Source organism: Nocardia higoensis, from assembly GCF_015477835.1.
GTDB classification, from domain to species: Bacteria; Actinomycetota; Actinomycetes; order Mycobacteriales; family Mycobacteriaceae; genus Nocardia; species Nocardia higoensis_A.
This window is the reverse complement of record NZ_JADLQN010000001.1, coordinates 1,477,303-1,499,373: the sequence shown is the minus strand read 5'-3', so window position 1 is coordinate 1,499,373 and position 22,071 is coordinate 1,477,303. Positions and strand designations below refer to the sequence as shown.

The following is a 22,071-nucleotide window of genomic DNA, read 5'->3' as shown; positions in this document are numbered from 1 at the left end:
CCGTCACCCTGCGGGGTGACGCGGTGCCGAACGCTCCGGTGCATCTGGCCCGCTACGCCCCGTGCGATTCTGCCTCAGGCGATCTGCCGGAGGGCACCACGGAAATGGAGCGTTGGTCGGGTACCACGGAGCACCGGCAGCCTCAGCGCCCGCCTCGGCGCCGCCCGTAGCCGGGCTGTCGTGCGGGTCGTCAGTGGTGGGGTGCTCGCGATGGCCGTCACCGACGGAATCGGGCAGTTGCTCGGCGTTGCCAGGGTCTGACCGATCGCCCGTGACAGGATGGGCTTGTGATCTCTCCTCCAGCTGCTTCCCGATCGACGACGGCTCAGAGCATCGTGCTGGCCGGGCAAGCGCTGCGGATGTGGACGGCGCGGCAAGTGCTGGGCGCCACCCTCGCCGCGGGCGTCGTGGCCGTGGTCATCGGCACGGCCACCGTCCTCATCCCCAATCCGGTGTTCGGCCGAGAAATTCCGCCGGTGTGGTGGAACTACCCGGTCTGGTTGCTGACCTCGGTGCTGTCGGGCATGCTGGTGGCCACCTACCTGCGACCGAGCGACGCCGACGCCTCCGGCGACGATCGCTTCGTGACCCCGGAGTCCGAGATGGGCGAGCGCCGCTCGAGCCGGATGGGCGTGGCAGGCGGAATCCTGGCGTGGTTCGCCGTGGGGTGCCCGGTGTGCAACAAGATCGCGCTCCTCGCCCTGGGCTATTCCGGTGCCATCACCTGGTTCGCCCCGGTCCAGCCCTTGCTCGCTGTCGTCGCGATGATCCTGACCGCTGTGGCACTCGTCTGGCGGTTGCGAGGCCAGGTTTCCTGCCCACTGCCCGCCTCGGCCGTGGCGGGCAGTGCCGAGTGATCACCTCACGTTCCTGAGCCGGACTGAGCACCCGTCGGCAGGAGTCTGCGCGCACCGGAAAAGATTTTCCGCGGCGGGCGGGACTGCTTCCCACTGATGGACTGCTACCTGCGGGCGTCGTGTTCCGTGCGGTGGGCGAGGACTTCGTCCATGTGCGTCTCAGCCCAGATCTTGATGCCCCGCATCAGCTGGTGCAGTGACAGGCCGAGGTCGGTGAGCTCGTAGGAGACCGTGATCGGGACGGTCGGCCTGACGGTGCGGGTGAGGAGGCCGTCGCGCTCGAGGGAACGCAGGGTTTGGGTGAGCATCTTCTGACTGACGCCGGTGAGCCGGCGGGACAGCTCGGAGAAGCGCATCGGACGAGGTTGCTCCGCAGGCGAGGCGCCGCCGAGTGCGCACAGGATCAGCCCGACCCATTTGTCGGAGATCCGGTCCAGCAGTTGCCTGCTCGGGCACACCGCCAAAAAGGCGTTGTACTCGATCTTGGCCTGGGCTCTCTTGGCCGCGGCGGTGGTCGTGCTCATCGTCTGCTCCCGTTACCCGTGGGTGACCAAGGCACTTCGAAGTGCCTACTTCCTGTCGGGAAGTTACCTCGCCATTATGAAGTTGGTCGCCATTGGAAACTACGCCTCGAGCAAGACGAGAGAGACGAGAAGCATGAGCACACCTGCCCCATCACTTCCCGGCGGCACCTGGACGTTGGGCGATCTGACCCTCTCCCGGTTCGGTTACGGCGCGATGCAGCTCGCGGGCCCGTGGGTCATGGGGCCGCCCGCGGACCGGGACGGCGCGATTGCCGTGCTCCGCGAGGCCGTCGACTCCGGGATCACCCACATCGACACCAGCGACGCCTACGGGCCGCGCATCACCAACCAGCTGATCCGCGAAGCGTTGCATCCCTACCCGGAGTCTGTGCACATCGTGACGAAGGTCGGCGCGGAACGCGACGAGCAGGGCGGATGGCCGACGGCCAAGCGGCCGGACCAGTTGCGGCGTCAGGTCGAGGAGAACCTGGAATCTCTCGGACTCGGGAGGCTGGATGTGGTGAACCTCCGGCTCGGCGACGCCACGAGCCCGCGGGCGGGTTCGATCGCCGAAGCGTTCGAGACGCTCGTCGACCTCCAGGAACAGGGGATCATCCGCCATCTCGGCGTGAGCAACGCTACCGCCGAGCAGGTTGCCGAAGCGCAGGGTATCGCGCCGATCGTGTGTGTCCAGAACATGTACAACCTCGCCCATCGTCACGACGACGAGCTGATCGACCGGCTTGCCGCCGAGGGCATCGCCTACGTGCCGTTCTTCCCCCTCGGCGGGTTCAGTCCGCTGCAATCGGCCACGCTGTCCGCGGTCGCCGCCCGGCTCGACGCGACACCGATGTCGGTCGCGCTGGCATGGCTGCTGCACAGGTCGTCGAACATTCTGCTCATCCCGGGCACGTCCTCGGTGGCGCACCTGCGGGAGAACATCGCCGGCGCTCGGCTCTCGCTGTCCGAGGCGGATCTCGCCGAGCTGGACAGGCTCGGGACGTCCGCGCGACGATAGTCCGTTGCCGCTCCGAAACTGTTGCGCGACAGCCGATCCGGCATCCATGGACTCCGACGCTCGACCAGTTGCTGTTCCACTGACCGGTGGGGCCGGATCAGGTGTGAGTGGCCGAAGCTCGAGCCATTTTAGGTGGCGTCTTCTCCGCTCGAGCAGCGCGGACTGGGCTCCGTGTGGCTGGGCGCGACGAACACCGGCGCCGACTGTGTGATGGTGGTGGGCTGTGGCTGCCGAGAGCGGCACAGCCCACTCGTGAGAAGGGGAGTTCGAGGATGACAACGATGTGCCCCCGGACTCCGGAGCCAGGAGTGGAGTCGCCTCATCCAGGCAACAAGGCCAAATTGAAGGACTGGCGATCGGCCATGACTCCGTCTCGTCTTGATATCGCAGGCTGGAGGAAGTTTTTGTAGATGTCCCTGGCAGTTCCCAGTGCCGCTTGAACATCCTTGTCCTCGAGTTTCATGGAGTTCAGCTGGCGCTGGTACAGATTCAAGAAAGTATTGAATCGGATCTTCTGCAGGTCGACCGCAGATTTCACCAGCACGAAGGCACTCACCTTCTCGAGTCTATTCTGAATTCCGCTGGACTCGATCTTCAATTGCCACGCCATCAGGTCCACTCGGATGACAGAGAAGCCTTCCGTCATCACGTAGTACTTCTTCAGGGTGCTCTCTGACGCACTGGCGTCGCCGAGAAATGTTGCGAGGCCGTTGGTGATGAGGGCCCCCACTCCAGTGACGATTTCGTCCTTCGTGCCGCCACAGAAGGACCTGAGTGCCGCCACTGCTGTATCAGAGATCGCACCCGAACTCTTACTGCTATATGCGTGAGTCTCACTGGCGCTATTCAGTACGGCCTCCACAGGTACAGTCTGGTTGTCCTCGCTGCCCGCAGTTCGCAACGAAGTAGCGACCTGCAGTTCGAAAAACTCGGCTTTCGAAGCTGCCAGCCGCGCGAGCGTCTCGATATGTTGCCGCATCTCCGCCTCCGCGGGTTTGGAGGGGTCGAGATCCTGCACGAAGCTTCGTATTTGACCCATGATAGATCCTTTCCTGGAAGGAATTGATGACCCGGTACTTGCCGAAAATCGGCGCTGTTCAATTCTGGAGCAACGACTGTCGCCAATTGGCTGGACTGCGACAACTCCTGGACGAAGGCCTTCATCCATCAATGGCCGGGCGGCGCGCGTGAGATATTTCCGTACCCATGTCGGGTCGGCCGGGTGGCTGAGAACGTCATCGAAATCCTTTTGTCCGAATGTCTAGAGATTTGCATCGAAGCGGCGGCGAACCGGTCCCTGGATGCTTCCGATCTGGGAGCCGGCTGCCTCCTCCATCCGGGGCGCTGGTCAAGATGCTCACCAGACGTGCGGGTAGCCCGCTTGCCTACGGGCACCTGCCAGCACCCCGAAATCAGCGGAGCCGCACAGGCGCGGAATCAACCGTGAGCGAGCTCCGTCAAATGCGCACAGATGAGCTGCCGGAGGTGTTCTGCCCCCTCCTGCGGGCTATTCGCGCTGGGCAGCCCAATTTCGGCACGCGTCTCCGACCCCACCAAACTGTTGATCTTGGCGAACGTCCATCGTTCGCCCTCCCCTTCTGAATATCGACAACGATAGCGTTCGCCGCCCCCCAGATTCTGGCTTGTGCACAACAAGACGTTTTCATAGGGCTCCGACGCAAGGTCGAATATAACGAAGCAGGTATTATACAGGTGCTGGTCCCATCGGGGCCAGTATCTGAGATCGGTCGGATTGTTTACCCAATTGCGGATAGCTTCGCCGGAGAATTGCTTGCTGGCGTCCGGTCCCTCGCCGATAATGTCCGTAAGGGCGTATGCTGCGTGGTTTGGATCGGCTCCGTACCTACACGCAAGTTTGTTGGATTCGATGTATTCCGCGACGGCTCTTGTCAGCACTGCGACATCCCTTCGAAGCATTTCTGCTCGATATCCTCGGCGGTCGCCTGTCTGGGCGACAGATTCGAGCCGACTCTGCGGCTGCTGGACGGCACCACTCGCTGCGCTCAACGTGACCGGAGATTTCCGTGGCGTCGGTGCGGAAAAGAATAGCCACTTCCATCGGTCTTCGATGTCCTGTGGTACGTCCAGCTTTGTTCCTGCTGGTACCAGTAGATCGGTATATGACAGGCTGCGCAAGCACTGCTGGTCGTCCGTGAGGAGTGCGGCCGGTTGATTTCGTAACACGACGCTTACGAAAGGCGGTGGCTTCTTTGTTCTGCAGGCAATGTGGCGCCCTTCTGGAGTCGGTAGACATCGGCCGTCCACGGCTGTACTGCTCGGGATCCTGTAGGCAGCGTGCGTACCGTCGTCGATCCGGTGATGGGCAGACGCGAGGACAGGTCGGCATCGTCGGATTGGCTGCGCAGCTCAGGGACACTGCCGATCGGCTGTGGCTGCATTCGCTGGGGTGGCATCCTCCGGCGGAAGCCTCAAAGGATGCCGCTCTTTGGGAGTTGATCGCAGACTTGGCCGAGATAGCCAGCCGGTTCGCTGAGCTCAACCACGGCCCTCGGCGAGAAATGCGGTGACGAAATGCGTGCATCAACTCGCCTGGTTTCAATTCGATACAGACCATCACCGGACGCCGGCCGCAGCTCGCGCTGCTTCTACGGGTCTTCCGCCTCCGCACTGTGCGGAGCGCGATCACCGGGTCGGCGATCCGCGGCGGTCGGTTCAGTTGCCTCGCGCGCGAAGTGCGCGCACCACCACTGGTCCGTTTCGATGTCCTCGCCAATGATGGCCTCGACCAGCAGCCGAGTACCTCGGCCGCCTGCGTTCGCTTGTTCGCAGATGACGCAAGCGCCGAAGCCATGTGATCGCGTCGGCAATCTCCTTGATCACCAACCGCTGCTGCGGCGTCATCTCCGGCAGCAGGTCCAGATACTCGACCGCGGCATCCTTGGCGGTGCCGTTCCACGAGCATTGACCGTTGCACGGGCAGTAGTCGGCCCGTTGCCGTCATTGCCCCCATCCGACCTCGACGGTGGGCCTGTTCCCGCGACCGCGCCCACGCTTACGGCAACGTCACCGCACGGCCGATGAATGCCATCAGGCGATCCACCGGATCGTCGCTGTCGGTCCGAGTCGGCGGTCCGTAGTGACCTGACTCTCGCATGGCCGACTCGATGGGCCGCATCCCCTCGAGGAGATCCTGGGCGTATTGCGCGTCGAGCGCGACATCGATCCCGCCGGCCCGCGCCAGGTCCCACGTGTGCATGTATACGTCCGCGGTGTAGATGCGATCGATCAGACGGGCGATCGAATCCCCGGCGAACGGCCCCTCCGAGACGACCGTGGCGGCGCGGTCCGGTGAGTCCAGCAGGGCTTGCACGGCAGTCGCGCGGTCGGCCCACCTGGCGGCCGGTGTCTCTCCGGTCGCGGGCGGAAGGGCGATATCCGACCACCTCCGGAGCAGTGGCGGCAGCCAGTCGAGAAGGTGGTCAACGATATCGCGGGCCTGCCACTCTTCGACGGGCGTGGGTGCGCTCCAGTCGACGGTGGCGTCCGCGACGGACAGAAATGTCGCGGCGAAGGCGCGATGGCGTTCAGCTTCCGGGGTGGTCACAGGTCGTCTCCGATCATCGAACGGTGTTCTGGCGCCGAGCAACACAGTCGTCGCGGACGCGATCCGCTCTAGTGGTTACAGATCGCTACTACTTCTCGTAGCGTAGCGGCGACTAGTATCAAAGCGCAATCACTTGGAAGGAGTAGCGGCGTTGATGCCACGTTCGAACTGCCCCATCAACCGCGGCGTCGAACTGCTCGGTGACCACTGGAGCCTGGTGATCTTGCGGGATGTGACCTTCTGCGATCACCGCACCTTTCGTGACCTGCTGACCGGATCACGCGAGGGCATCAGCCCGCCGACGCTGTCGCGGCGACTGGCTCACCTCGTCGAGACAGGTCTCCTGCACAAGGCGCCCGCCCCCCGAGGCTCCCAAGGGCGGTATTCGCTCACCGAGAAGGGGATCGAGCTCGTCCCACTACTCTTCGAACTGGCCCGAGTCGGCCACCTGCTCGACCCGTCGACGGCATCGACCGAGCCGCGGTTCGAGGGGTGGTATGGCGACGGGAAGCGAATCCATGGATTCATGGACGAACTACGATCCGGCCACCTGTAGGGCGGCGACATCCGGCATGAGTCGCCGACGACCACATGGCTCGATTTCGCGGAGAGACTTCTCCAGCGTGTTCGCTGCGCTGTCGGCTTGTGCCCGGCTCCAGCGCAAGATCACGTACGGCTCAACGAGTTCCAGGCCATAGGGAATGATCTGCGGGGCGTAGACGGGTCCGGAGCCGGATGCTGGAAGCGGCGTCCGTGTCAGCTGCCGAGTTGCCCCACCTGCTGGGCGAACTCCTCATCCACCTGCGGCAGTGCCGTCGCGACGGTCGCGAACAGCGCCCGCAGCTCCTCCGCGCTCGCCAGGTATTCACCGAGTACGGAATGCGCGTTGCGCGGCCCACCGGACGCCTTCTCTCGGAAGATGCTCACCAGGGCCTGCGCCGTGCGTAGTGCCGGGTCGTTCTCTCCGAGTCCCCAGGTGGTGAGCGCGCCGAGCGCGGCGGCTCGATCCTGCGCATCGGTGAGCGCGGCGGCCAGTTCGCCGCAGGCTCGATCAAGCTCGGCCAACGCGTGCGGGTCGACGTTCAGCACAAGTGCGCTGGGATCGGATTCGCTCACAACGGTTGCCTCTCCTCGGTTCTGCATGAATCAGACGCGCTCGGGAGCCGATCGGTTCCGTGATGTGTGCTGCTGCACCGAGCTGTCGTCGTAGGTTGGCTCGTGCCCACTCGGAGTCGGGGTACAGATCGGCTGATCTTCTCGATGCCCCTCATTCGGCCACTCCTGCCATTCGACGCCGACCGAACCGACGGTGCGACCGCAGCGGGACAGAGCTCGACTGGATGTCAACGGTATCGAGACCACGTGCGGCCGACCTCAGGGATGGTCGACGTCGGGGACGATGGTCTCGGGTTTGAAGATCACCTTGTAGTGGTAGGGACTCACGGTGGCGCCTTCCACCTGTTCCACGAAATAGCTGACGTTGTCCGAGAGGCCGAGGAAGTGCTTCTTGTATTCGTCGTCACCGGTCTTGCAGGTGACCTCGAGCTGGTTGTTCTCGTCCTTGATCGAGCACTTGCCTTCGATGACCAGCAGGTACTTGTCGGTGATTCCGTTGAAGAACACCACGCGACGGTCGATCTTGAACTGGTCCGACTCCTTGGACAGGTTCTTGGACACCACGTCGGCATCACTCGAGCATCCGGTCAGTGCGGTGACCCCTGCGAACAGAGCCGCGGTAGCGGCGACAAACTTGGTCTTCATTCCCTAGCCCTACCGACCTCCGCCGAGGCGGAATCAGAATCCGATATCCGGATGAACTGTGCCCGAAACCGGTCTGGTGCGCCAGCCACTGCTGCGTCGCTGTTCGGCCCGAGGTCGCCATGGCGACCAGGTTCCTCGCGGGACGCTCACATCTCCCGGCTCTGCCTGTCCGCGACCCAGAACATCCCTCGGCCCGTCTCTGCCGGCGCGCGCACCTCGCAGCGCTCGACCCGATCGAGCCGGTATCCGAGTCGACGGGGACTGCGGCGCTGCGAATGTTGGATTCGTCGCAGTGGATTTCGATGCGGTCGATGCCGGTGAGTGTCAACGCGATTCGGGTGAGCGCGTCGGCCGCACGGGTGATCACTCCTCGGCCGGTATGGGACACGTGGCACCAGTAGCCGAGTTCGAGCATGCGCGGGCCGACGCGATCGTGGAGCCCGATCGCGCCGAGCAGGGTTCCCTCGGCGTCGAAGATGCCGTAGTGGCAGCTGCCGTCGGGGCTCGGCCAGCTCGCAGCCGCCGCATCGCCGAAGTCGTGTTGCCGCTCGAGTGTCATGGGCTCGGCCAGCCAGTCCATCCATGGATGGAGGTGGTCGAAGGAGGCCGCGATCGCTTCGAATCGGGGGATCAGGTCCTCGGATCGCCAACGGCGCACCAGAAGGTCGCCCAAGTCGATCCGCTGAGGCGGCGCGATGCCCGGTGCGAGCGCTGCGGTGTCCATGAGGGGATGGTGGCAGCTCGTGCTGACACGGGCAACGCGATTACTCGGCGGGTGCGGATCGAGAAGGCGCGGCCGGTCCGATGTGCGGCAGAATCGTCGGTGTGAGCGTCCAGTGGCACCGCCTCGTGTTGCTTCGACACGGCGCGACGGAATGGTCGGACGGTGGCAGGCATACCGGTCGCACGGACATCGATCTGACCTCTGCCGGCCGTGAGCAGGCCGAGTCCGCCGCCGGGGCCCTCGCCGGACTGGAGTTGCGGGACCCGCTGATCATCAGCAGCCCGCGTAGCCGGGCGGTGGACACCGCGGAGCTGGCGGGACTGGACGTCGACGAGGTGCTGTCGCTGGTGGCCGAGTGGGATTACGGCGACTACGAGGGCCTCACCGCCGCGCAGATCCGGCGGGCGGTGCCGGACTGGCTGGTCTGGACGCACGGTTGCCCGGGCGGTGAGAGCGTGCCCGCGGTCAGTGCTCGCGCCGACCGGGCCGTGGCGCTGGCCCTGCAATACATGCGGAGCCGCGATGTGGTGTTCGTCGGGCACGGCCATTTCTCCCGCGCGATGCTGGCGCGGTGGGTGGAACTGCCGGTGGCGCATGGTATTCGGATGTCGATGGCGCCCGCGTCGATCGCCGTGTGCGGTTTCGAGCACGGGGTGCGGCAGATCGCCGCACTCGGCCTCACCGGCCACGCCGACGGCAGCCACAGCGGTTGAAACGCGCTCCCGACTCGGACGGCCGGTGGTCGTCTCGGCCGAATCATCGGCCTTCGGAGACGAGCCGTTCTGGTTCACGAGTTGATCGAGCGAGACCTTCGCCTCCGGGATTCCTGAGCGAGCCGTGCCTGCGGTTCGGAACCGATCCGCCCGGATGTGCCTGTCAGCCGCATTGCCGCGGGGGTGTAGTCGGCGGACACTGGAGGAATGGTCGACAAGGAGCAGTACACACCCTTCTACGGGGTGGTGATGATTCTCGCGGCTCTCGGTGCGTCGATGGCTGCCGCCTACTACGGCCCGACGTGGCTTCGCGTCGTGGTCTTCACCCTCACGGTGGTGGTTGTCATGGTCGGTGGCGTCATGACGTTCCGGGACTACTCGCACTGACGTCGCGAACGCGAACGCGCGCCGCCCCGATCGTGTGAGGGGCGGCGTAGTACGGATGCGGACATAGTGCAGGTGCGTCGGTAGCTCCGGGCGAAGGTTCCTCAGGCTCCGAGCAGCCGGATCTTGTCGGCGAGGAGCGCGGCCTCGGTGGTGAGTGCGGCCTCGTCGGGGCGATCGCCGAGGTGAGCGACGAGGTCGTTGCGCGTGACGACGACGAGCACGCTGTCGTCGTCCGCGGGGCCGTTGTGGACCTGGACTCGACCTTCGGACAGCACGAGGCAACTGCTGGGTACGGCGTCGAGGAGTCGGCGCAGATCGCTCGGGTCGACATGCGCCGGGTTGTCGGTGTGTGCGGAAGTGTTGTCGGTAGCCATGCTCACCGGTTGCCCCGCGCCTTCTCGAGGAAACGCTCGTGACGGAGGGCGGGATGAGCCCCCCGGGTGGAGCGCTACGGAGCGTCGGGTGCGGCGCTGTCGATATCGGAGGAGCGCACTGTGGCGATGCTGGTGAGCAGTCGCACCGCGTGGTGGTCGAAGCGTTCGCGCGAGACCTCGAAGGTGCCGTCCAGCCACGGGCGATACAGGTAGGCCAGCGCGCCGAAGATGGCGTTGGCGTTGAGGGTGGCGTCGAGGTGGTCGGGGAGGGGTTCGCGGTAGTCGCCGCTGCCGATGGTGAAGGCGATGGGGGCGGTGAACAGGGCGATGAGTTCGTCGCCGCGGGCGCTGAGGACGGGGTTGGCCTGCGACTCGATGAACATGATCGGGCCACGGCGGCGGTCTTCGAGCAGGAAGTCGGTGAAGGCGGACACGACGTGGTGGAACATCGCCTCGCGTTCGGCGGGGGCTTCGGCGAGGGCCTCGAGCAGGCGGTCGCGGGCGGCGATGACGACGGTTTCGAGGACCGTGGTCATCAGGGCGTCGAGGTTGGGGAAGTTCTCGTAGAAGTAGCGCTCGGTGAGCCCGGCCTTCCGGCACACTCCGCGCATGGACAGCTCCGCGGAGCCGGAGGTCGCCATCATGTCGGTCGCGGTCTCGATGAGCTGGGCGCGGCGGGCGGCGATGCGGTCGGCGGGGGCCAGGCCGCGCCACGTGCGCATACCGGCGAGTGCGTCGGAATCGGCCACCATGTTTCCCATCCTCTCACATCGGGATGTTGACATCGAGCGCTGTTGACATTGACTGATGTCAACAAATATCGTCAAGTCCTCCCCGTTCAACGCCGAGCCGTGAGGATCCACAATGGGTACTGCCTCCTACACCGAGCAGGCGCACGCGATTCATGCCCGCGACGTCGCCTTCGACTTCTCCTCGGTGCCGCTGCACTACATTCCCGGCGAAGTGATGGCCACGCACATCATCAACGTCATGCACCTGCTGCTGCCCGAGGGCGAGCGCGCGATGGCCCAGGCGCTGTCGGAGGCGCTGCCGCTGATCGACGACGAGCGGCTCGCCGAAGAGGTGCGCGGTTTCATCGGCCAAGAGGCCATGCACGCCACCTCGCACGAGCAGGCGCGCATCCAGCTGGAGAAGCTGGGCCTCGAGGTCGGGCCGCTGGTCGAGCTGGTCGGCTGGCTGGTGGACCGGATGCTGGGCGATCACGGGCTCACCGGTCGCGCCAAGCACGAATGGCTGTGTGAGCGGCTGGCGCTGTTCGCGGGCATGGAGCACTACACCGCTGTGATCGGCGAGTGGCTGCTGACCAACGACGTGCTCGAGGAGAAGGGCATGCACCCGGCCATGCTCGATCTGATCCGCTGGCACGGCGCCGAGGAAGTCGAGCACCGCAGCGTGGTCTACGACGCCTACATGCACGTCGACGGCAGTTACGCGCGCAAGGCCAGGCACGCGGTGATCTCCAGCATGGGGCTGTTGGCACTGTTCGCCGCCACCGGCGGCTACCTGTTCGCGAAGGATCCCTCGCCGCGCAAGGGCCGGTGGTGGCCGGTGCAGCTGGCGAGCGCCACCATGCGTGGCGTGGTGCCGAGCTTCACCACGTTCTTCACCGAGATCCCGCGCTACCTGAAGCCCGACTTCCATCCCTCGCAGCTCGGCCCGATGGACAACGCGCTGCGTTACCTGGCGAGCTCGCCCGCGGCCCGAGGCGGTCAGGCATGAGCGGCCAGGGCTCCGAGGGGGATCGCGGCGGCGCTGTCGTCCTCGACGGTCGGGGCGCGGCGACCGCCGGGCGTCCGCACTACGACGCCGGGCCGGCGCTGCGGCTGCTGGTCGGCGCGTTCGACGCCTACAAGGAGCTGTTCACGAACAGTCCCGCGGCACCGCTGCTTTCGCGTCCGCAGCCGGTCCGGCGCACCGGTTTCGACCTGCCGATGCTGGTCGATCGCATCGACGACGAAGCCGAGGACGTGCGCAGCCTGATCTTGCGTCACCCCAACGGCAGCGAGCTGCCCGCCTGGGTGCCCGGTGCGCATCTGGACCTGTTCCTGCCGTCGGGCAGGCAGCGTCAGTACTCGCTCAACGGTGACCCGGCCGACCGCCGCCACTATCGGATCTCGGTGCGCCGCATCGCCGACGGCGGTGGGGGATCGGTGGAGGTGCACGAGCTGAAGGTCGGCGATCGGGTGCGAATCCGTGGTCCGCGCAACGCCTTCGACTATGTGGCCGCGCCAAGGTACCTGTTCGTCGCTGGCGGCATCGGCATCACGCCGATCCTGCCGATGCTGCGCGCCGCACGCGCCGAACACCGCTTCGCGCGTCTGGTCTACACCGGCCGGTCCCGCGCCACCATGCCGTTTCTCGACGAGCTGGCGGCCATCGAGGGCGTGGAGGTCGAGATCCGCCCCGACGACGAATTCGGTCAGCCCGACGTGGCGTCCCTCGTCGCCTCGGCCCCGCCCGGAACCGCGATCTACGTCTGCGGCCCGCCGCCGATGCTGGCCGCCGCTGCCCGTGCCGTCGGCGACGACCTGCGGGTCTCGCTGCACACCGAACGTTTCTCACCACCACCGGTGCTCGGCGGCTCGGAGTTCACCCTCACCCTGGCCCGCAGCGGCGCCACGGTGCGGGTGGGGGCCGAGGAGTCGGCGCTGGCCGCAATCCGGCGCGTGCAGCCCGGCGTCGCCTACTCCTGCCAGCAGGGTTTCTGCGGCAGCTGCAAGGTGGGCGTGCTGTCCGGCCGGGTGGAGCACCGGGACCGGACCCTCTCGCCGGTCGAACGTGACAAGGCCATGCTGACCTGCGTCTCACGGGCCGCCGAGGGTGACCTCGTGCTGGACCTGTGAATCGACCCGACCTTTCTCGGAAAGGAATCGCCGGTATGGCGACCAAGAAGACCTCCGTCCCGGACAACGCCGTCCCGGGCAACGTCGTCCCGGACGACGTTGCCCCGGAGAACGTTGCTCTGGGAAACACTGCCTCGCCGAACGCCGCCCAGCACTTCCCGGTGGTCGTCATCGGCGCGGGCTTCGCGGGCATCGCGCTGGGCGTCGAATTGCGCGCCAAGGGGATCACCGACTTCGTGATCCTGGAACGCTCCTCGGGCCTCGGCGGCACCTGGCGCGCCAACACCTACCCGGGCTGCGCTTGCGACGTGCCCTCGCAGCTGTACTCGTACTCCTTCGCGCCCAACCCCGACTGGTCGCGCACCTACGGCACCCAGCCGGAGATCCTCGCCTACCTGGAGAAGGTCGCCGCCGACTTCGAGATCGTGCCGCACATGCGCTTCGACGTCGAGGTCGCCGACGCGCGCTTCGACGAGGACGCCGAGCAGTGGCGGATCGCGACCGGCAAGGGCGATTACACCGCCGATGTCCTGATCTCGGCGGTCGGCCCGTTCAGCGAGGCCAATATCCCGAACCTGCCCGGCAAGGAGAAATTCGCGGGCACCCAATTCCATTCGCTGCACTGGGATCACGATCACGATCTGACCGGCGAGCGGGTCGCGGTGATCGGCACCGGTGCCTCGGCGGTGCAGTTCATCCCGGAGATCCAGCCGAAGGTGGGCAAGCTGACGGTGTTCCAGCGGTCCGCGCCGTGGATCGTCTCCCGGCTCGACCGTCGTACCACCGGTGTGGAGCGCGCGCTGCTGCGCATACTGCCGGTGCTCGGGAAGGCGGTGCGCGGCGCGTTCTACACCGGCATCGAGAGCTTCGGCCTGGTCGGCTTCGTGGACAAGCGTTTCCGTCACCCGTATGAGGCGCTGGCCAAGCTGCAGCTGTTGCGACAGGTGCGCGACCCGAAGCTGCGCAAGATCCTGACTCCGGACTACGTAATCGGCTGCAAGCGGGCGATTTTCTCCGACGCCTACTTCCCGGCGCTGACCCAGCCCAATGTCGAGGTCGTCACCGCCGGGATCGAGCAGATCAAGGAGCACTCCGTGGTCACCGCCGACGGTGTGGAGCATCCGGTGGACACGCTCATCTGGGGGACCGGATTCGGCATGCCCGCCAAGGTGTTCGAACGCATCCACGCCGTCGACGGCCGCTCGGCCGCCGATATCTATCGCGAAGCGCCGAGCAGCTACCTCGGCACCTCGATGGCCGGGTTCCCGAACTTTTTCACCACCCTCGGCCCGTTCGGCGTGGTGGGCAACCAGTCGGCGGTCTTCATGATCGAGTCGCAGGCCCGCTACATCGTCGACGCGTTGACGACGATGCGGGACAAGGGGATCGCGCGGGTCGTGGTCCGGCCGGAGGTGCAGGAAGCGTTCCTCGCCGACGTCAACGCGCGCAGCACCGACACCGCCTGGCTGACCGGCGGCTGCAACAGCTACTACACCACCGCCGACGGCGCCAACTCCGGCCTGTACCCGAGTTGGAGCTTCGAATATGCTCGCCGCACACGACGTTTCGACGCGGAATCGTATGAGATGAGGACCCGATGAAACTGCCGGATCTGCGTGGCCTGCTCGCCGCGGTGCCGTTCACCGGCGTCTCCGATCAGCCGCTGTTCGACCTGCAGGACCGGGTTGCCGTCGTCACCGGCGCGGGCACCGGCATCGGCCGGGAACTGGCCCGGTTGCTCGCCGCGCGCGGCGCGCACGTCGCGGTGATCGACATCGACGCCGCCGCCGCCGAATCCGTGGCCCGCGATCTGCGCGTGCGCGGCTTCGCGCTCACCGCCGACGTGACCGACCGGGAGGGCATGCGCGCGGCCATCGCCCGGGTGCGCGAAGAACTCGGCCGCATCGACGTGGTGGTCGCGAACGCGGGCATCGTGCCGCCGCCCGCCACCATCCGGCTGATGGATCCGGCCGATTTCGACCGGGTGATCGCGGTGAACCTCACCGGCGTCTTCAACACCGTGCAGCCCGCCCTGGACAGCGTCATCGAGGCAGGCGGGCATGTCGTGGTCGTCTCCTCGGCGGCCGCCTTCGCCCCGGGCATGGCGGGTTCGCCGTACATGACCAGCAAGGCCGCCGTCGAGCAGTTCGGCCGCGCGCTGCGCGTGGAGTTGTCCGCGCACGGCGCGACCGCCGGTGTCGCCTACCTTGGCGTGGTCGAGACCGCTATGACCAAGAACACGCTGGACGACGACGAACTGGGTCGCGAGGTGGGCGAGATGCTGCCCTGGCCGCTGAACCAGCGCATCACCGCCCGCGAGGCCGCCGTCTCGATCGCCGACGGCATCATCCGGCGCTCCCCGCGCACGATGGCGCCCAAGCAATGGGAGGCCTACGCCCTGCTGCGCGGCACCATCAATGTGGTGCTCGACGACCGCCTCACCCGCGACGCGAACCTGCACTCGCTGCTCGACCGGCTCGAGCAGCGCCTGACCCCGGTGCGTGACCGGGTGGTGCGCCCGCTGCTCCGGGAGAGCAACGGGCGCTGACCGTTCACTTGCGCGGCAGCCCCATCACCAGGGCGGCGATCGTGTTGAGCTGGATCTCCAGGGTCCCGCCGCCGATCACCCAGGTGGGGATGTCGAGTTCGTGATGCACGACCTCGGAGACGGTTTCGCTGAACGCGGCCGCCGGGCCGATCAATTCCAGCGCGGCCGCCGCGGCGTCGGTGTGCAGCATCGCCGCCGCGGCCTTGGCGATACTCGTGCCGGGCCCCACCGGCTGGCCGTCGAGCCTGCGGATCGTCTCACGCAGGTTCATCGCCGAGATCGCCGCGCCGCGGGCGCTGATCCGGCCGAGGGTGCGCAGCGCCTCGTCCCGGCTGCCCGCGAACTCCTCGCGCTCGATGATGCCCACGATGCGCTGGTTGTGTCCGGGGTCGCGGACGCCGCCGATGAAAAGCCGTTCCTGGGCCAGGGTTTCCAGCGTGAGGGCCCAGCCCTGACCCGGCTCGCCGAGCACCATCTCGTCGGGGACGAAGGCGTCGTCGAAGAACACCTCGTTGAACTCCGCGTCACCGCTGGACTGGGTGATCGGCCGGACGGTGACGCCCTCGCCGTGCATGTCCACCAGGAACACCGTCAGCCCGCGATGGCGCTCGGCCTCCGGATCGGTGCGGGCCAGCAGCAGACCCCAGTGCGAGCGATGCGCCAGCGTGGTCCAGATCTTCTGGCCGTTGAGCCGCCAGCCGCCGTCGGCCCTGGTGGCGCGCAGGCTCAGTGACGCCACGTCCGAGCCCGCTTCCGGCTCGCTGAACAGCTGGCACCAGATCTCCTCGCCGCGCAGTGCGGGCGCGGCGAGGCGGGCGAGCTGTTCGGGGGTGCCGCGCTGCAACACGATCGGCACCACCCACTGCCCGATGCCCATCGACGGCTGGGCGATGCCGTGCTTGTCGAACTCGTCCTGCAGGATCAGTTGCTCGAGCGGCCCGGCCTCGATGCCGTAGGGCTTGGGCATGGGCGGACAGACCAGACCGTGGTCGGCGAGCAGGGTGCGGCGCGGGCCGATGGCGACCATGTCCATGTCGCCGAGCGTGCTCGGGGTCGGATTGTTTAGCGCCGCAGCCTGATCCAGGATGCCGGACACCCAGTTGCGGAACGTCGGATCGGTTTCCGGCAGCGGCACGGTGAAGTTGCGCGGACCCCCCATCGCGACCTCGCCCAGCCTGCGCTCCCAGAGTTCGCCCGGCCCGGCCAGTCCGGCCAGCGTCATGGCCCGCCGCCAGTACAGGTGAAGATCGTGCTCCCAGGTGAAGCCGATCGCGCCGTGCAGGGCGAGGCATTCCACCGCGGCGTGGACCGCGTTGCCCAATGTGGTCAGCGCCGCCGCCGCGACGGCGTGCACGCGCTGACCCGCTTCGTCGTCCAGGCCGCGCACGGCGTCCCACGCGGCGGCGGTCGCCAGTTCGCTGGTGATGAGCAGTTGCGCGGCCCGGTGCTGGACGGACTGGAACGCGCCGACCGGGCGGCCGAACTGCTTGCGCGCTTTGATGTATTCGGTGGCGGTGTCCGAGCACCAGCGGATCACGCCCGCGGCCTCGACCGCCAGGAAGGTGACCACGAGATCGGCCGCGCGGTCGCCGTCGACACCGGTCAGCTCGGCGCTCGGCGTGACGTTCTCGAAGGTGATCCGGCCCAGATCGCGGCCGAGGTCCGCGCCGCTCTCGGCGGTCACCGTCACGCCCGCGGCGTCGGCGTCGACCAGGAACCAGCGTCCGCTCGCCGCCACCACGAACACCTGCGCCGCGACCGCGCCGAGCACCAGCCCGCTCGTCCCGGTCAGACCCGGCGAACCCTCGGTGACGGCGATCCCGTGTTCCGGGGTGACGACAGCGCCGGTGCCGCCCTCGGCGAAGCGGCGCAGCGCGGCGTCGGTGTGCGAGTCGGCGCTCGCGCCCGAGACCACCATGCTGGCGATCACGCTGGGCAGCAGGGCGCCCGGCAGCAGCGCCTTTCCGAATTCGGCGATCACCACCGCGATCTCCTCGAGCGAACCGCCCTGCCCGCCGACGTTCTCGGGCAGGTGCACGCCGGTCAGCCCGGTCGCGACGAGTTCCGCCCAGAACGAGGGCAGCTCGCCGCGTCGCAGGTGTTCGGTGTTCTTCCGGGTGTACTCGCGCGTGGCGTGGCGCGCGGCGAATCCGCCGACGCTCTCCGCCAACGCCGCTTGATCGGCGGTCAGGGCAACAGGCACGTTCACTCACTCCCGGTCGGGGGACCGGTTTGCGGTCCCGGCTCATCCATCACCCAGATTAGAACAGGTTCTAGAATTGCGGTGTCGTGTCGCACCGGGACGCCGGGGTCGGTGCCTCATGCCGATGCCGCGGACCTGCCGCTTCCGAGCGACGGCGGCTGCGTCGATCGGGGAAAGTCCAGTGCGTGCCCGGCTGGTAGAGGATCCGTGCCGGGCCGTCGGACCTGGGGCTCACCACCCCGCGATGACCCGTTCGCGGCGGCGGTGCCGACTCTTGAACACTGCCAGCAGAATCTTCAGCATCACACCGCCGGTCTCGGTGATGTGCAGCCACTCCTCCGGCGTGCACTCGGCGGCCATCCGGGGCAGCTCGAAGCTCATCTTCGCCCCCTTCTGAGCGGCGGCCTCGACCTGCGCCCACTGCTCGCCGGTCAGGTGGCCTTCGATCACCGGGAAGACGGCGCTCTCCTCGTCGGCGATGTGCTCGGCGAGCGAATCGCGCAGTTGCCCGAGTTGTTCAGCGAGCGCGGCGGCCGAGCCGGCCGCGCTACGCGTGAACTCCGCGCAGGTGGCCCGGAGGCGGTCGAGCGCGGGGTCCAGTTGCGCGTGATCGTCCTCCAGGCCGGCCAGGTCGACCGACGCGTCGGGGAGCGAGGCGAGCAAGGGCCACAGCACGTCGTCCTCGACGGTGTGATGGTGGTGGATCGAGTCACACAGCAGGAGAAGATATTCGGTGATCGCCCGGGCGCGGCGGGGCGGGCAGTCGCTCTCACCCGCGGTGATGGAGCGGGTCACCTCGGCCAAGCGGTCGAGGTCCGCGATCATCGCGCGATGAGCGAGGCGGATGCCGAGCAGGTCGGGAGCGGGGGAAGTGAGGGTGGACATGGCCATGAGAGTGGCTGTCCCGGCTTGGGATGACCTTGCGAACGCCTTGTCATCCGGCCATTCCTCCGATGCCATCGCAGCCTACGAAGCGTCACGACGAGGGGATCCACGCGGGAGGTACGCCACGGTGGGCACAGCGGCGACCATCGGTGTGAAGCCGGTGAAGGCGGGCCCGCCTTCACCGACCTCGGAAACACGGGGTGCGACCGTGTGCCGGCTCGAGCCGGGGACGGGTCAGTGCCCCATGCCGATGCCGCCGTCGACGTTGATGACGGTGCCGGTGATGTAGGCGGCGCCGGGCGTGAGCAGGAACGCGGTGGTCGCCGCGACCTCTTCCGGCTTGCCGAAACGGCCGAGCGGAATGGCCTGCAGGGCGATCTCGGCGACGCGCTCGTTCACACCCGCGGCCATATCGGTCTCGGTGAAACCGGGGGCGATGACATTGGCGGTGATATTGCGCGAGCCGAGCTCACGGGCCAGCGACCGCGCGATGCCGACGACACCGGCCTTGGCGGCGGTGTAGTTCACCTGGCCGGGCATACCGGCCAGACCCGAGGCCGAGCCGATGATGACGATCCGGCCGAGCCGGTTGCGCACCATATTGCGGGTCGCGCGCTTGACGACGCGGAACACGCCGGTCAGGTTGGTGTCGATCACCCGGGTGAACTGGTCGGTGTTCATCCGCATGATCAGGGTGTCGTCGGTGATGCCCGCGTTGGCGATGACGGCCTCGACCGGTCCGTCGGTCTTCTCGATGTGGGTGAACGCGGCGTCGACCGAGGCATCGTCGGTGACGTCGCACTCCACGCCGTGCACCCCGTCGGGCACCGTCGACCCCCGGTGCGTACCCCAGACGGTATGCCCTTCGGTGACCAGGTGGGCGGCGATCGCGGCGCCGATTCCGCGATTGGCGCCGGTGACGAGGACGCGCATGAAGTTGCCTCCGAAAATCTGTCGTTCGAGTAAGGATGCGTACCGGCGATCCGGCCCGGTTGCGCCGTCGACCGCCGCGGACAGCATAGGGGTGCGGGTCACATCGGTTCCCGGCGGCGCAGGTGCCGGGCTCGTTCGCCGCGCGCGATCACCCGCCGGGGCGGCTGGTCCGATCCCGCAAGCGTGGTTGTCGACGAACCGCAGCCCTGAGCGTGGGCTCGGTCTGCCTGTGATTCAATCCGGCTCCGGGAAGATGTCGGGCAGACCGAGCGCGAACTCGAGATCGGCGCGCGTGCCCAGGATGGGAAGCAGGAAGCGGATCATGGTCAGCCGGGCGGCGTCGACGACTTCCGGGTCGGGTTCGCCGTCGGCTGCGGTGGAGATGCGGAAGACCACGTATTCGCACAGGTGGAGCGCGGCGTCCAAGTCGAGGGGCACGGGGGCCTGCCTGCCGAGGTCGGTGAACTTCGCGCGCACGGCGGCGCGGATGTCGTCGAGGGCGCGTTCCCGATAGGCCGAGACAGGGGAGGCCGGGTCGTGGAGTTCGGTGAACAGCGGGCCCAGCATGCGGCCGTGTCCGCGCGCCCAGTCGAGGTAGGCGTCGATGAGACCGATGCCCAGCGGCACCGGATCCATCCAGGCGCGCAGGGCGGCGCGGATGCCGCCGGTGAGGCGGTCGTTGGATTCGGTGAGCAGGACGTGCAGTGGCTCCTCGGCGTTGCCGAAATAGCGGTAGAAGGTCGGCCTGGCCAGCTCGGCCTGTTCGACGATCCGCGCGACCGTCGTGCCGCGGGAACCGTTGCGGCTGAACACTTCCGCGGTGGCGCGCACGATCCGGTCGCGCACCTGCTCGGCCTGCAGTCTGCTCTGTGGCGGTCTGCCCCGCCGGACGGTGGCTCCCGCCGTCCCGGACGCGGGCGCGGTGGGCGTGGCGGCCTCGGGCGGGCTGGTCTCGGATGGCATGGTGCGACCTCACAGGACGGCGGCAGCGGCCACGGTGTGCCGCCACCAGAAGCTTGACACCAGGCCGGGCCGCGTCATTAATCTAACACTGGTGTTCAGTTAAAGCTGAGACGCCATGAAGACGCCATGAACTTGCCCCTCACGACGGAGAGAGCGCCGATGACGACCCTCCCCACGCCCGCCGCACTGTCCGCCGATCTGGTGAAACCGCTGCTGGACCGCGCCGTCGCGGGCGGCGCGGGCACCGTCGAGACCTTCGCTCCGGCCACCGGCGCCAAGATCGCCGACCTGCCGCAGTCCAGCGTCGCCGACATCGACCGCGCCTTCGCCACCGCCCGGGCGGCGCAGCGGGAATGGGCGCGACGACCGGTGCGTGAGCGGGTGGCCGTGCTGCGGCGGCTGCACAAGATCGTGCTCGCCGAACAGAACACCATCCTCGACATCGTGCAGACCGAGACGGGCAAGTCCCGCGCGCACGCCTTCGATGAAGTCGCCGACGTCGCGGTGAACGCCAGATACTATGCGGCGCAGGCGAATCGATTGCTGGGATCACGCACGCCGCGCGGTGTGCTGCCGGTATTGACCAAGGTCGAGGTCCTGCACCGCCCCAAGGGCGTGGTCGCGGTGATCTCGCCGTGGAATTATCCGCTGGCGCTCGCGGTCTCCGACGCGCTGCCCGCCCTCGCCGCCGGTAATGCCGTGGTCGCGCGCCCGGACAACCAGACCGCGCTCACCGCGCTGTGGGCGATCGACGCCGCCGAACGGGCCGGCCTGCCGAAAGGGCTGTGGCAGGCGGTCCTCGGCCGCGGATCGGTGATCGGCGGCGAGGTGATCGACCGCGCCGACTATGTCGACTACACCGGCTCCAGCGCGACCGGTCGCACCATCGCCCAACAGGCCGGGCAGCGGCTGATCGGCTACTCGCTGGAACTCGGCGGCAAGAACCCGCTGCTGGTACTCGAGGACGCGGACGTGAGCCGCGCGGCCAGGATCGCGGTGCGCGCCTGCTTCGCCTCGGCCGGGCAGCTGTGCGAATCCATCGAACGCATCTACGTCCACGAGGCCGTCCACGATCGGTTCGTGCGCGAGTTCGTGGCGGCTGTCGAGGGCATCGAACTCGGTGCCGGTCTGGACTATCGCGCCGACATGGGGTCGCTGACCTTCCAGCGTCAGCTCGACAGCGTGCGCGCCCACATCGACGACGCCGTCGCGAAGGGGGCGACCGTGCTCGCGGGTGGCCGACACCGCCCTGACCTGGGCCCGTTCTTCCACGAACCCACCGTGCTGACCGGCGTGACCCCGGAGATGGCCGTGTACGGCGAGGAGACGTTCGGCCCGGTCGTCTCGATCTACAAGGTGGCGAGTGAGGACGAGGCCGTGGCGGCCGCCAACGACACCCCGTACGGTCTGAACGCGTCGGTCTGGACGAAGGACGCCGAACGTGGCAGGCGGGTCGCCGCCCGCATCCAGGCCGGGTCGGTCAATGTCAACGAAGGCTTCATCGCCGCGTGGGGCAGCGCGGACGCGCCGTCGGGCGGTCTGGGCATCTCCGGCACCGGTCGCAGGCACGGCCCGGAAGGTCTGCTCAAGTACGTCGACACCCAGACGGTCGCGACGCAGCGGGTACTGCCGATCGCGCCGCTGCCCGGGATGTCCGAGCAGCTGTGGGCCAGGACCATGACGTTGTACCTGCGCGTCATGAACGCGTTGCGCCAGAGGTAGCGGCGCGCA

General features: G+C 67.4%; 22 protein-coding genes and 1 pseudogene. 11 read left to right on the top strand and 12 right to left on the bottom strand.

Features of this window, described 5'->3' with window-relative positions; genetic code table 11:
• Window positions 1-132: 132 nt before the first annotated feature.
• Window positions 133-261 (top strand): annotated as a pseudogene (locus tag IU449_RS28890) (VIT family protein); the annotation flags it as partial.
• Between the two features lie 26 nt (window positions 262-287).
• Window positions 288-857, top strand: coding sequence for a hypothetical protein (locus IU449_RS06700; protein WP_324188113.1), 570 nt, complete (start codon window positions 288-290; stop codon window positions 855-857).
• Between the two features lie 104 nt (window positions 858-961).
• Here the strand turns inward: IU449_RS06700 and IU449_RS06695 are convergent, their stop codons facing one another.
• The gene (locus tag IU449_RS06695; protein WP_195001024.1) at window positions 962-1,381 is read right to left on the bottom strand and encodes a winged helix-turn-helix transcriptional regulator; all 420 of its coding nucleotides are present in this window, start codon (window positions 1,379-1,381) and stop codon (window positions 962-964) included.
• Window positions 1,382-1,514: 133 nt separating this feature from the next.
• Between IU449_RS06695 and IU449_RS06690 the strand changes: the two genes are divergently transcribed.
• Window positions 1,515-2,399, top strand: a complete 885-nt coding sequence (locus IU449_RS06690; RefSeq protein ID WP_195001023.1) for an aldo/keto reductase family oxidoreductase — start codon at window positions 1,515-1,517, stop codon at window positions 2,397-2,399.
• A 319-nt stretch (window positions 2,400-2,718) separates the two neighbouring features.
• Here IU449_RS06690 and IU449_RS06685 read toward each other — a convergent pair whose 3' ends face one another.
• A complete protein-coding gene (locus IU449_RS06685) occupies window positions 2,719-3,438 on the bottom strand; it encodes a hypothetical protein (protein ID WP_195001022.1) in 720 nt (239 codons plus the stop codon).
• A gap of 1,995 nt (window positions 3,439-5,433) precedes the next feature.
• Entirely contained in the window at window positions 5,434-5,985 is a 552-nt protein-coding gene (locus tag IU449_RS06680) for a maleylpyruvate isomerase N-terminal domain-containing protein (RefSeq protein ID WP_195001021.1), read from the bottom strand.
• A 154-nt stretch (window positions 5,986-6,139) separates the two neighbouring features.
• Between IU449_RS06680 and IU449_RS06675 the strand changes: the two genes are divergently transcribed.
• Window positions 6,140-6,541, top strand: coding sequence for a winged helix-turn-helix transcriptional regulator (locus tag IU449_RS06675; protein ID WP_195001020.1), 402 nt, complete (start codon window positions 6,140-6,142; stop codon window positions 6,539-6,541).
• Window positions 6,542-6,741: 200 nt separating this feature from the next.
• Here IU449_RS06675 and IU449_RS06670 read toward each other — a convergent pair whose 3' ends face one another.
• The 3 genes from IU449_RS06670 to IU449_RS06660 all read right to left on the bottom strand — a co-directional run bounded on the left by IU449_RS06670 (window position 6,742) and on the right by IU449_RS06660 (window position 8,470).
• Complete coding sequence (locus IU449_RS06670; RefSeq protein WP_195001019.1) at window positions 6,742-7,101, bottom strand: hypothetical protein; 360 nt, start codon at window positions 7,099-7,101, stop codon at window positions 6,742-6,744.
• A 258-nt stretch (window positions 7,102-7,359) separates the two neighbouring features.
• Window positions 7,360-7,665, bottom strand: a complete 306-nt coding sequence (locus IU449_RS06665; RefSeq protein WP_324188112.1) for a hypothetical protein — start codon at window positions 7,663-7,665, stop codon at window positions 7,360-7,362.
• A gap of 7 nt (window positions 7,666-7,672) precedes the next feature.
• Window positions 7,673-8,470 (bottom strand): GNAT family N-acetyltransferase, encoded by a 798-nt coding sequence (locus IU449_RS06660; protein ID WP_228803751.1) that lies wholly within the window; start codon window positions 8,468-8,470, stop codon window positions 7,673-7,675.
• A 101-nt stretch (window positions 8,471-8,571) separates the two neighbouring features.
• On the opposite strand from IU449_RS06660, the gene IU449_RS06655 reads away from it, so the two are divergent.
• Together IU449_RS06655 and IU449_RS06650 are read left to right on the top strand one after the other, a co-directional pair.
• Entirely contained in the window at window positions 8,572-9,183 is a 612-nt protein-coding gene (locus tag IU449_RS06655) for an acid phosphatase (protein ID WP_195001017.1), read from the top strand.
• Window positions 9,184-9,390: 207 nt separating this feature from the next.
• Window positions 9,391-9,570 (top strand): hypothetical protein, encoded by a 180-nt coding sequence (locus IU449_RS06650; protein ID WP_195001016.1) that lies wholly within the window; start codon window positions 9,391-9,393, stop codon window positions 9,568-9,570.
• 101 nt (window positions 9,571-9,671) lie between these two features.
• Here the strand turns inward: IU449_RS06650 and IU449_RS06645 are convergent, their stop codons facing one another.
• Both IU449_RS06645 and IU449_RS06640 read right to left on the bottom strand, forming a co-directional pair.
• Window positions 9,672-9,950, bottom strand: coding sequence for a hypothetical protein (locus tag IU449_RS06645; protein WP_195001015.1), 279 nt, complete (start codon window positions 9,948-9,950; stop codon window positions 9,672-9,674).
• Window positions 9,951-10,018: 68 nt separating this feature from the next.
• Complete coding sequence (locus IU449_RS06640; protein WP_195001014.1) at window positions 10,019-10,696, bottom strand: TetR/AcrR family transcriptional regulator; 678 nt, start codon at window positions 10,694-10,696, stop codon at window positions 10,019-10,021.
• 112 nt (window positions 10,697-10,808) lie between these two features.
• Here IU449_RS06640 and IU449_RS06635 point away from each other — a divergent pair, with 112 nt between their 5' ends.
• From IU449_RS06635 to IU449_RS06620, 4 genes are read left to right on the top strand one after another with little or no spacing between them, the layout of a single operon-like run.
• A complete protein-coding gene (locus tag IU449_RS06635) occupies window positions 10,809-11,684 on the top strand; it encodes a metal-dependent hydrolase (RefSeq protein ID WP_195001013.1) in 876 nt (291 codons plus the stop codon).
• Window positions 11,681-12,808: a PDR/VanB family oxidoreductase gene (locus IU449_RS06630; RefSeq protein WP_195001012.1), complete on the top strand. Its 1,128-nt coding sequence runs from the start codon at window positions 11,681-11,683 to the stop codon at window positions 12,806-12,808. The genes IU449_RS06635 and IU449_RS06630 overlap by 4 nt, the downstream gene beginning before the upstream one ends.
• A gap of 35 nt (window positions 12,809-12,843) precedes the next feature.
• Window positions 12,844-14,409, top strand: a complete 1,566-nt coding sequence (locus IU449_RS06625; protein ID WP_195001011.1) for a flavin-containing monooxygenase — start codon at window positions 12,844-12,846, stop codon at window positions 14,407-14,409.
• Window positions 14,406-15,356 (top strand): SDR family oxidoreductase, encoded by a 951-nt coding sequence (locus IU449_RS06620; protein ID WP_195001010.1) that lies wholly within the window; start codon window positions 14,406-14,408, stop codon window positions 15,354-15,356. Before IU449_RS06625 ends, IU449_RS06620 begins: the two co-directional genes overlap by 4 nt.
• A gap of 4 nt (window positions 15,357-15,360) precedes the next feature.
• Here the strand turns inward: IU449_RS06620 and IU449_RS06615 are convergent, their stop codons facing one another.
• From IU449_RS06615 to IU449_RS06600, 4 genes are all read right to left on the bottom strand, one after another.
• Complete coding sequence (locus IU449_RS06615; RefSeq protein WP_195001009.1) at window positions 15,361-17,565, bottom strand: acyl-CoA dehydrogenase; 2,205 nt, start codon at window positions 17,563-17,565, stop codon at window positions 15,361-15,363.
• Between the two features lie 225 nt (window positions 17,566-17,790).
• The gene (locus tag IU449_RS06610) at window positions 17,791-18,444 is read right to left on the bottom strand and encodes a hemerythrin domain-containing protein (RefSeq protein WP_195001008.1); all 654 of its coding nucleotides are present in this window, start codon (window positions 18,442-18,444) and stop codon (window positions 17,791-17,793) included.
• Between the two features lie 234 nt (window positions 18,445-18,678).
• Complete coding sequence (gene fabG / locus IU449_RS06605) at window positions 18,679-19,377, bottom strand: 3-oxoacyl-ACP reductase FabG (protein WP_067855003.1); 699 nt, start codon at window positions 19,375-19,377, stop codon at window positions 18,679-18,681.
• A 234-nt stretch (window positions 19,378-19,611) separates the two neighbouring features.
• Entirely contained in the window at window positions 19,612-20,340 is a 729-nt protein-coding gene (locus tag IU449_RS06600) for a TetR/AcrR family transcriptional regulator (RefSeq protein WP_195001007.1), read from the bottom strand.
• Window positions 20,341-20,499: 159 nt separating this feature from the next.
• Between IU449_RS06600 and IU449_RS06595 the strand changes: the two genes are divergently transcribed.
• Window positions 20,500-22,062 (top strand): succinic semialdehyde dehydrogenase, encoded by a 1,563-nt coding sequence (locus IU449_RS06595; RefSeq protein ID WP_195001006.1) that lies wholly within the window; start codon window positions 20,500-20,502, stop codon window positions 22,060-22,062.
• Window positions 22,063-22,071: the final 9 nt, after the last annotated feature.

Bases quoted from the DNA above. Each gene is read 5' to 3' on its own strand.
- IU449_RS06695 (WP_195001024.1), bottom strand. From the start codon at position 1,381: ATGAGCACGACCACCGCCGCGGCCAAGAGAGCCCAGGCCAAGATCGAG.
- IU449_RS06690 (WP_195001023.1), top strand. From the start codon at position 1,515: ATGAGCACACCTGCCCCATCACTTCCCGGCGGCACCTGGACGTTGGGC.
- IU449_RS06685 (WP_195001022.1), bottom strand. From the start codon at position 3,438: ATGGGTCAAATACGAAGCTTCGTGCAGGATCTCGACCCCTCCAAACCC.
- IU449_RS06675 (WP_195001020.1), top strand. From the start codon at position 6,140: ATGCCACGTTCGAACTGCCCCATCAACCGCGGCGTCGAACTGCTCGGT.
- IU449_RS06660 (WP_228803751.1), bottom strand. From the start codon at position 8,470: ATGGACACCGCAGCGCTCGCACCGGGCATCGCGCCGCCTCAGCGGATC.
- IU449_RS06650 (WP_195001016.1), top strand. From the start codon at position 9,391: ATGGTCGACAAGGAGCAGTACACACCCTTCTACGGGGTGGTGATGATT.
- IU449_RS06640 (WP_195001014.1), bottom strand. From the start codon at position 10,696: ATGGTGGCCGATTCCGACGCACTCGCCGGTATGCGCACGTGGCGCGGC.
- IU449_RS06635 (WP_195001013.1), top strand. From the start codon at position 10,809: ATGGGTACTGCCTCCTACACCGAGCAGGCGCACGCGATTCATGCCCGC.
- IU449_RS06630 (WP_195001012.1), top strand. From the start codon at position 11,681: ATGAGCGGCCAGGGCTCCGAGGGGGATCGCGGCGGCGCTGTCGTCCTC.
- IU449_RS06625 (WP_195001011.1), top strand. From the start codon at position 12,844: ATGGCGACCAAGAAGACCTCCGTCCCGGACAACGCCGTCCCGGGCAAC.
- IU449_RS06620 (WP_195001010.1), top strand. From the start codon at position 14,406: ATGAAACTGCCGGATCTGCGTGGCCTGCTCGCCGCGGTGCCGTTCACC.
- IU449_RS06610 (WP_195001008.1), bottom strand. From the start codon at position 18,444: ATGTCCACCCTCACTTCCCCCGCTCCCGACCTGCTCGGCATCCGCCTC.
- fabG (WP_067855003.1), bottom strand. From the start codon at position 19,377: ATGCGCGTCCTCGTCACCGGCGCCAATCGCGGAATCGGCGCCGCGATC.
- IU449_RS06600 (WP_195001007.1), bottom strand. From the start codon at position 20,340: ATGCCATCCGAGACCAGCCCGCCCGAGGCCGCCACGCCCACCGCGCCC.
- IU449_RS06595 (WP_195001006.1), top strand. From the start codon at position 20,500: ATGACGACCCTCCCCACGCCCGCCGCACTGTCCGCCGATCTGGTGAAA.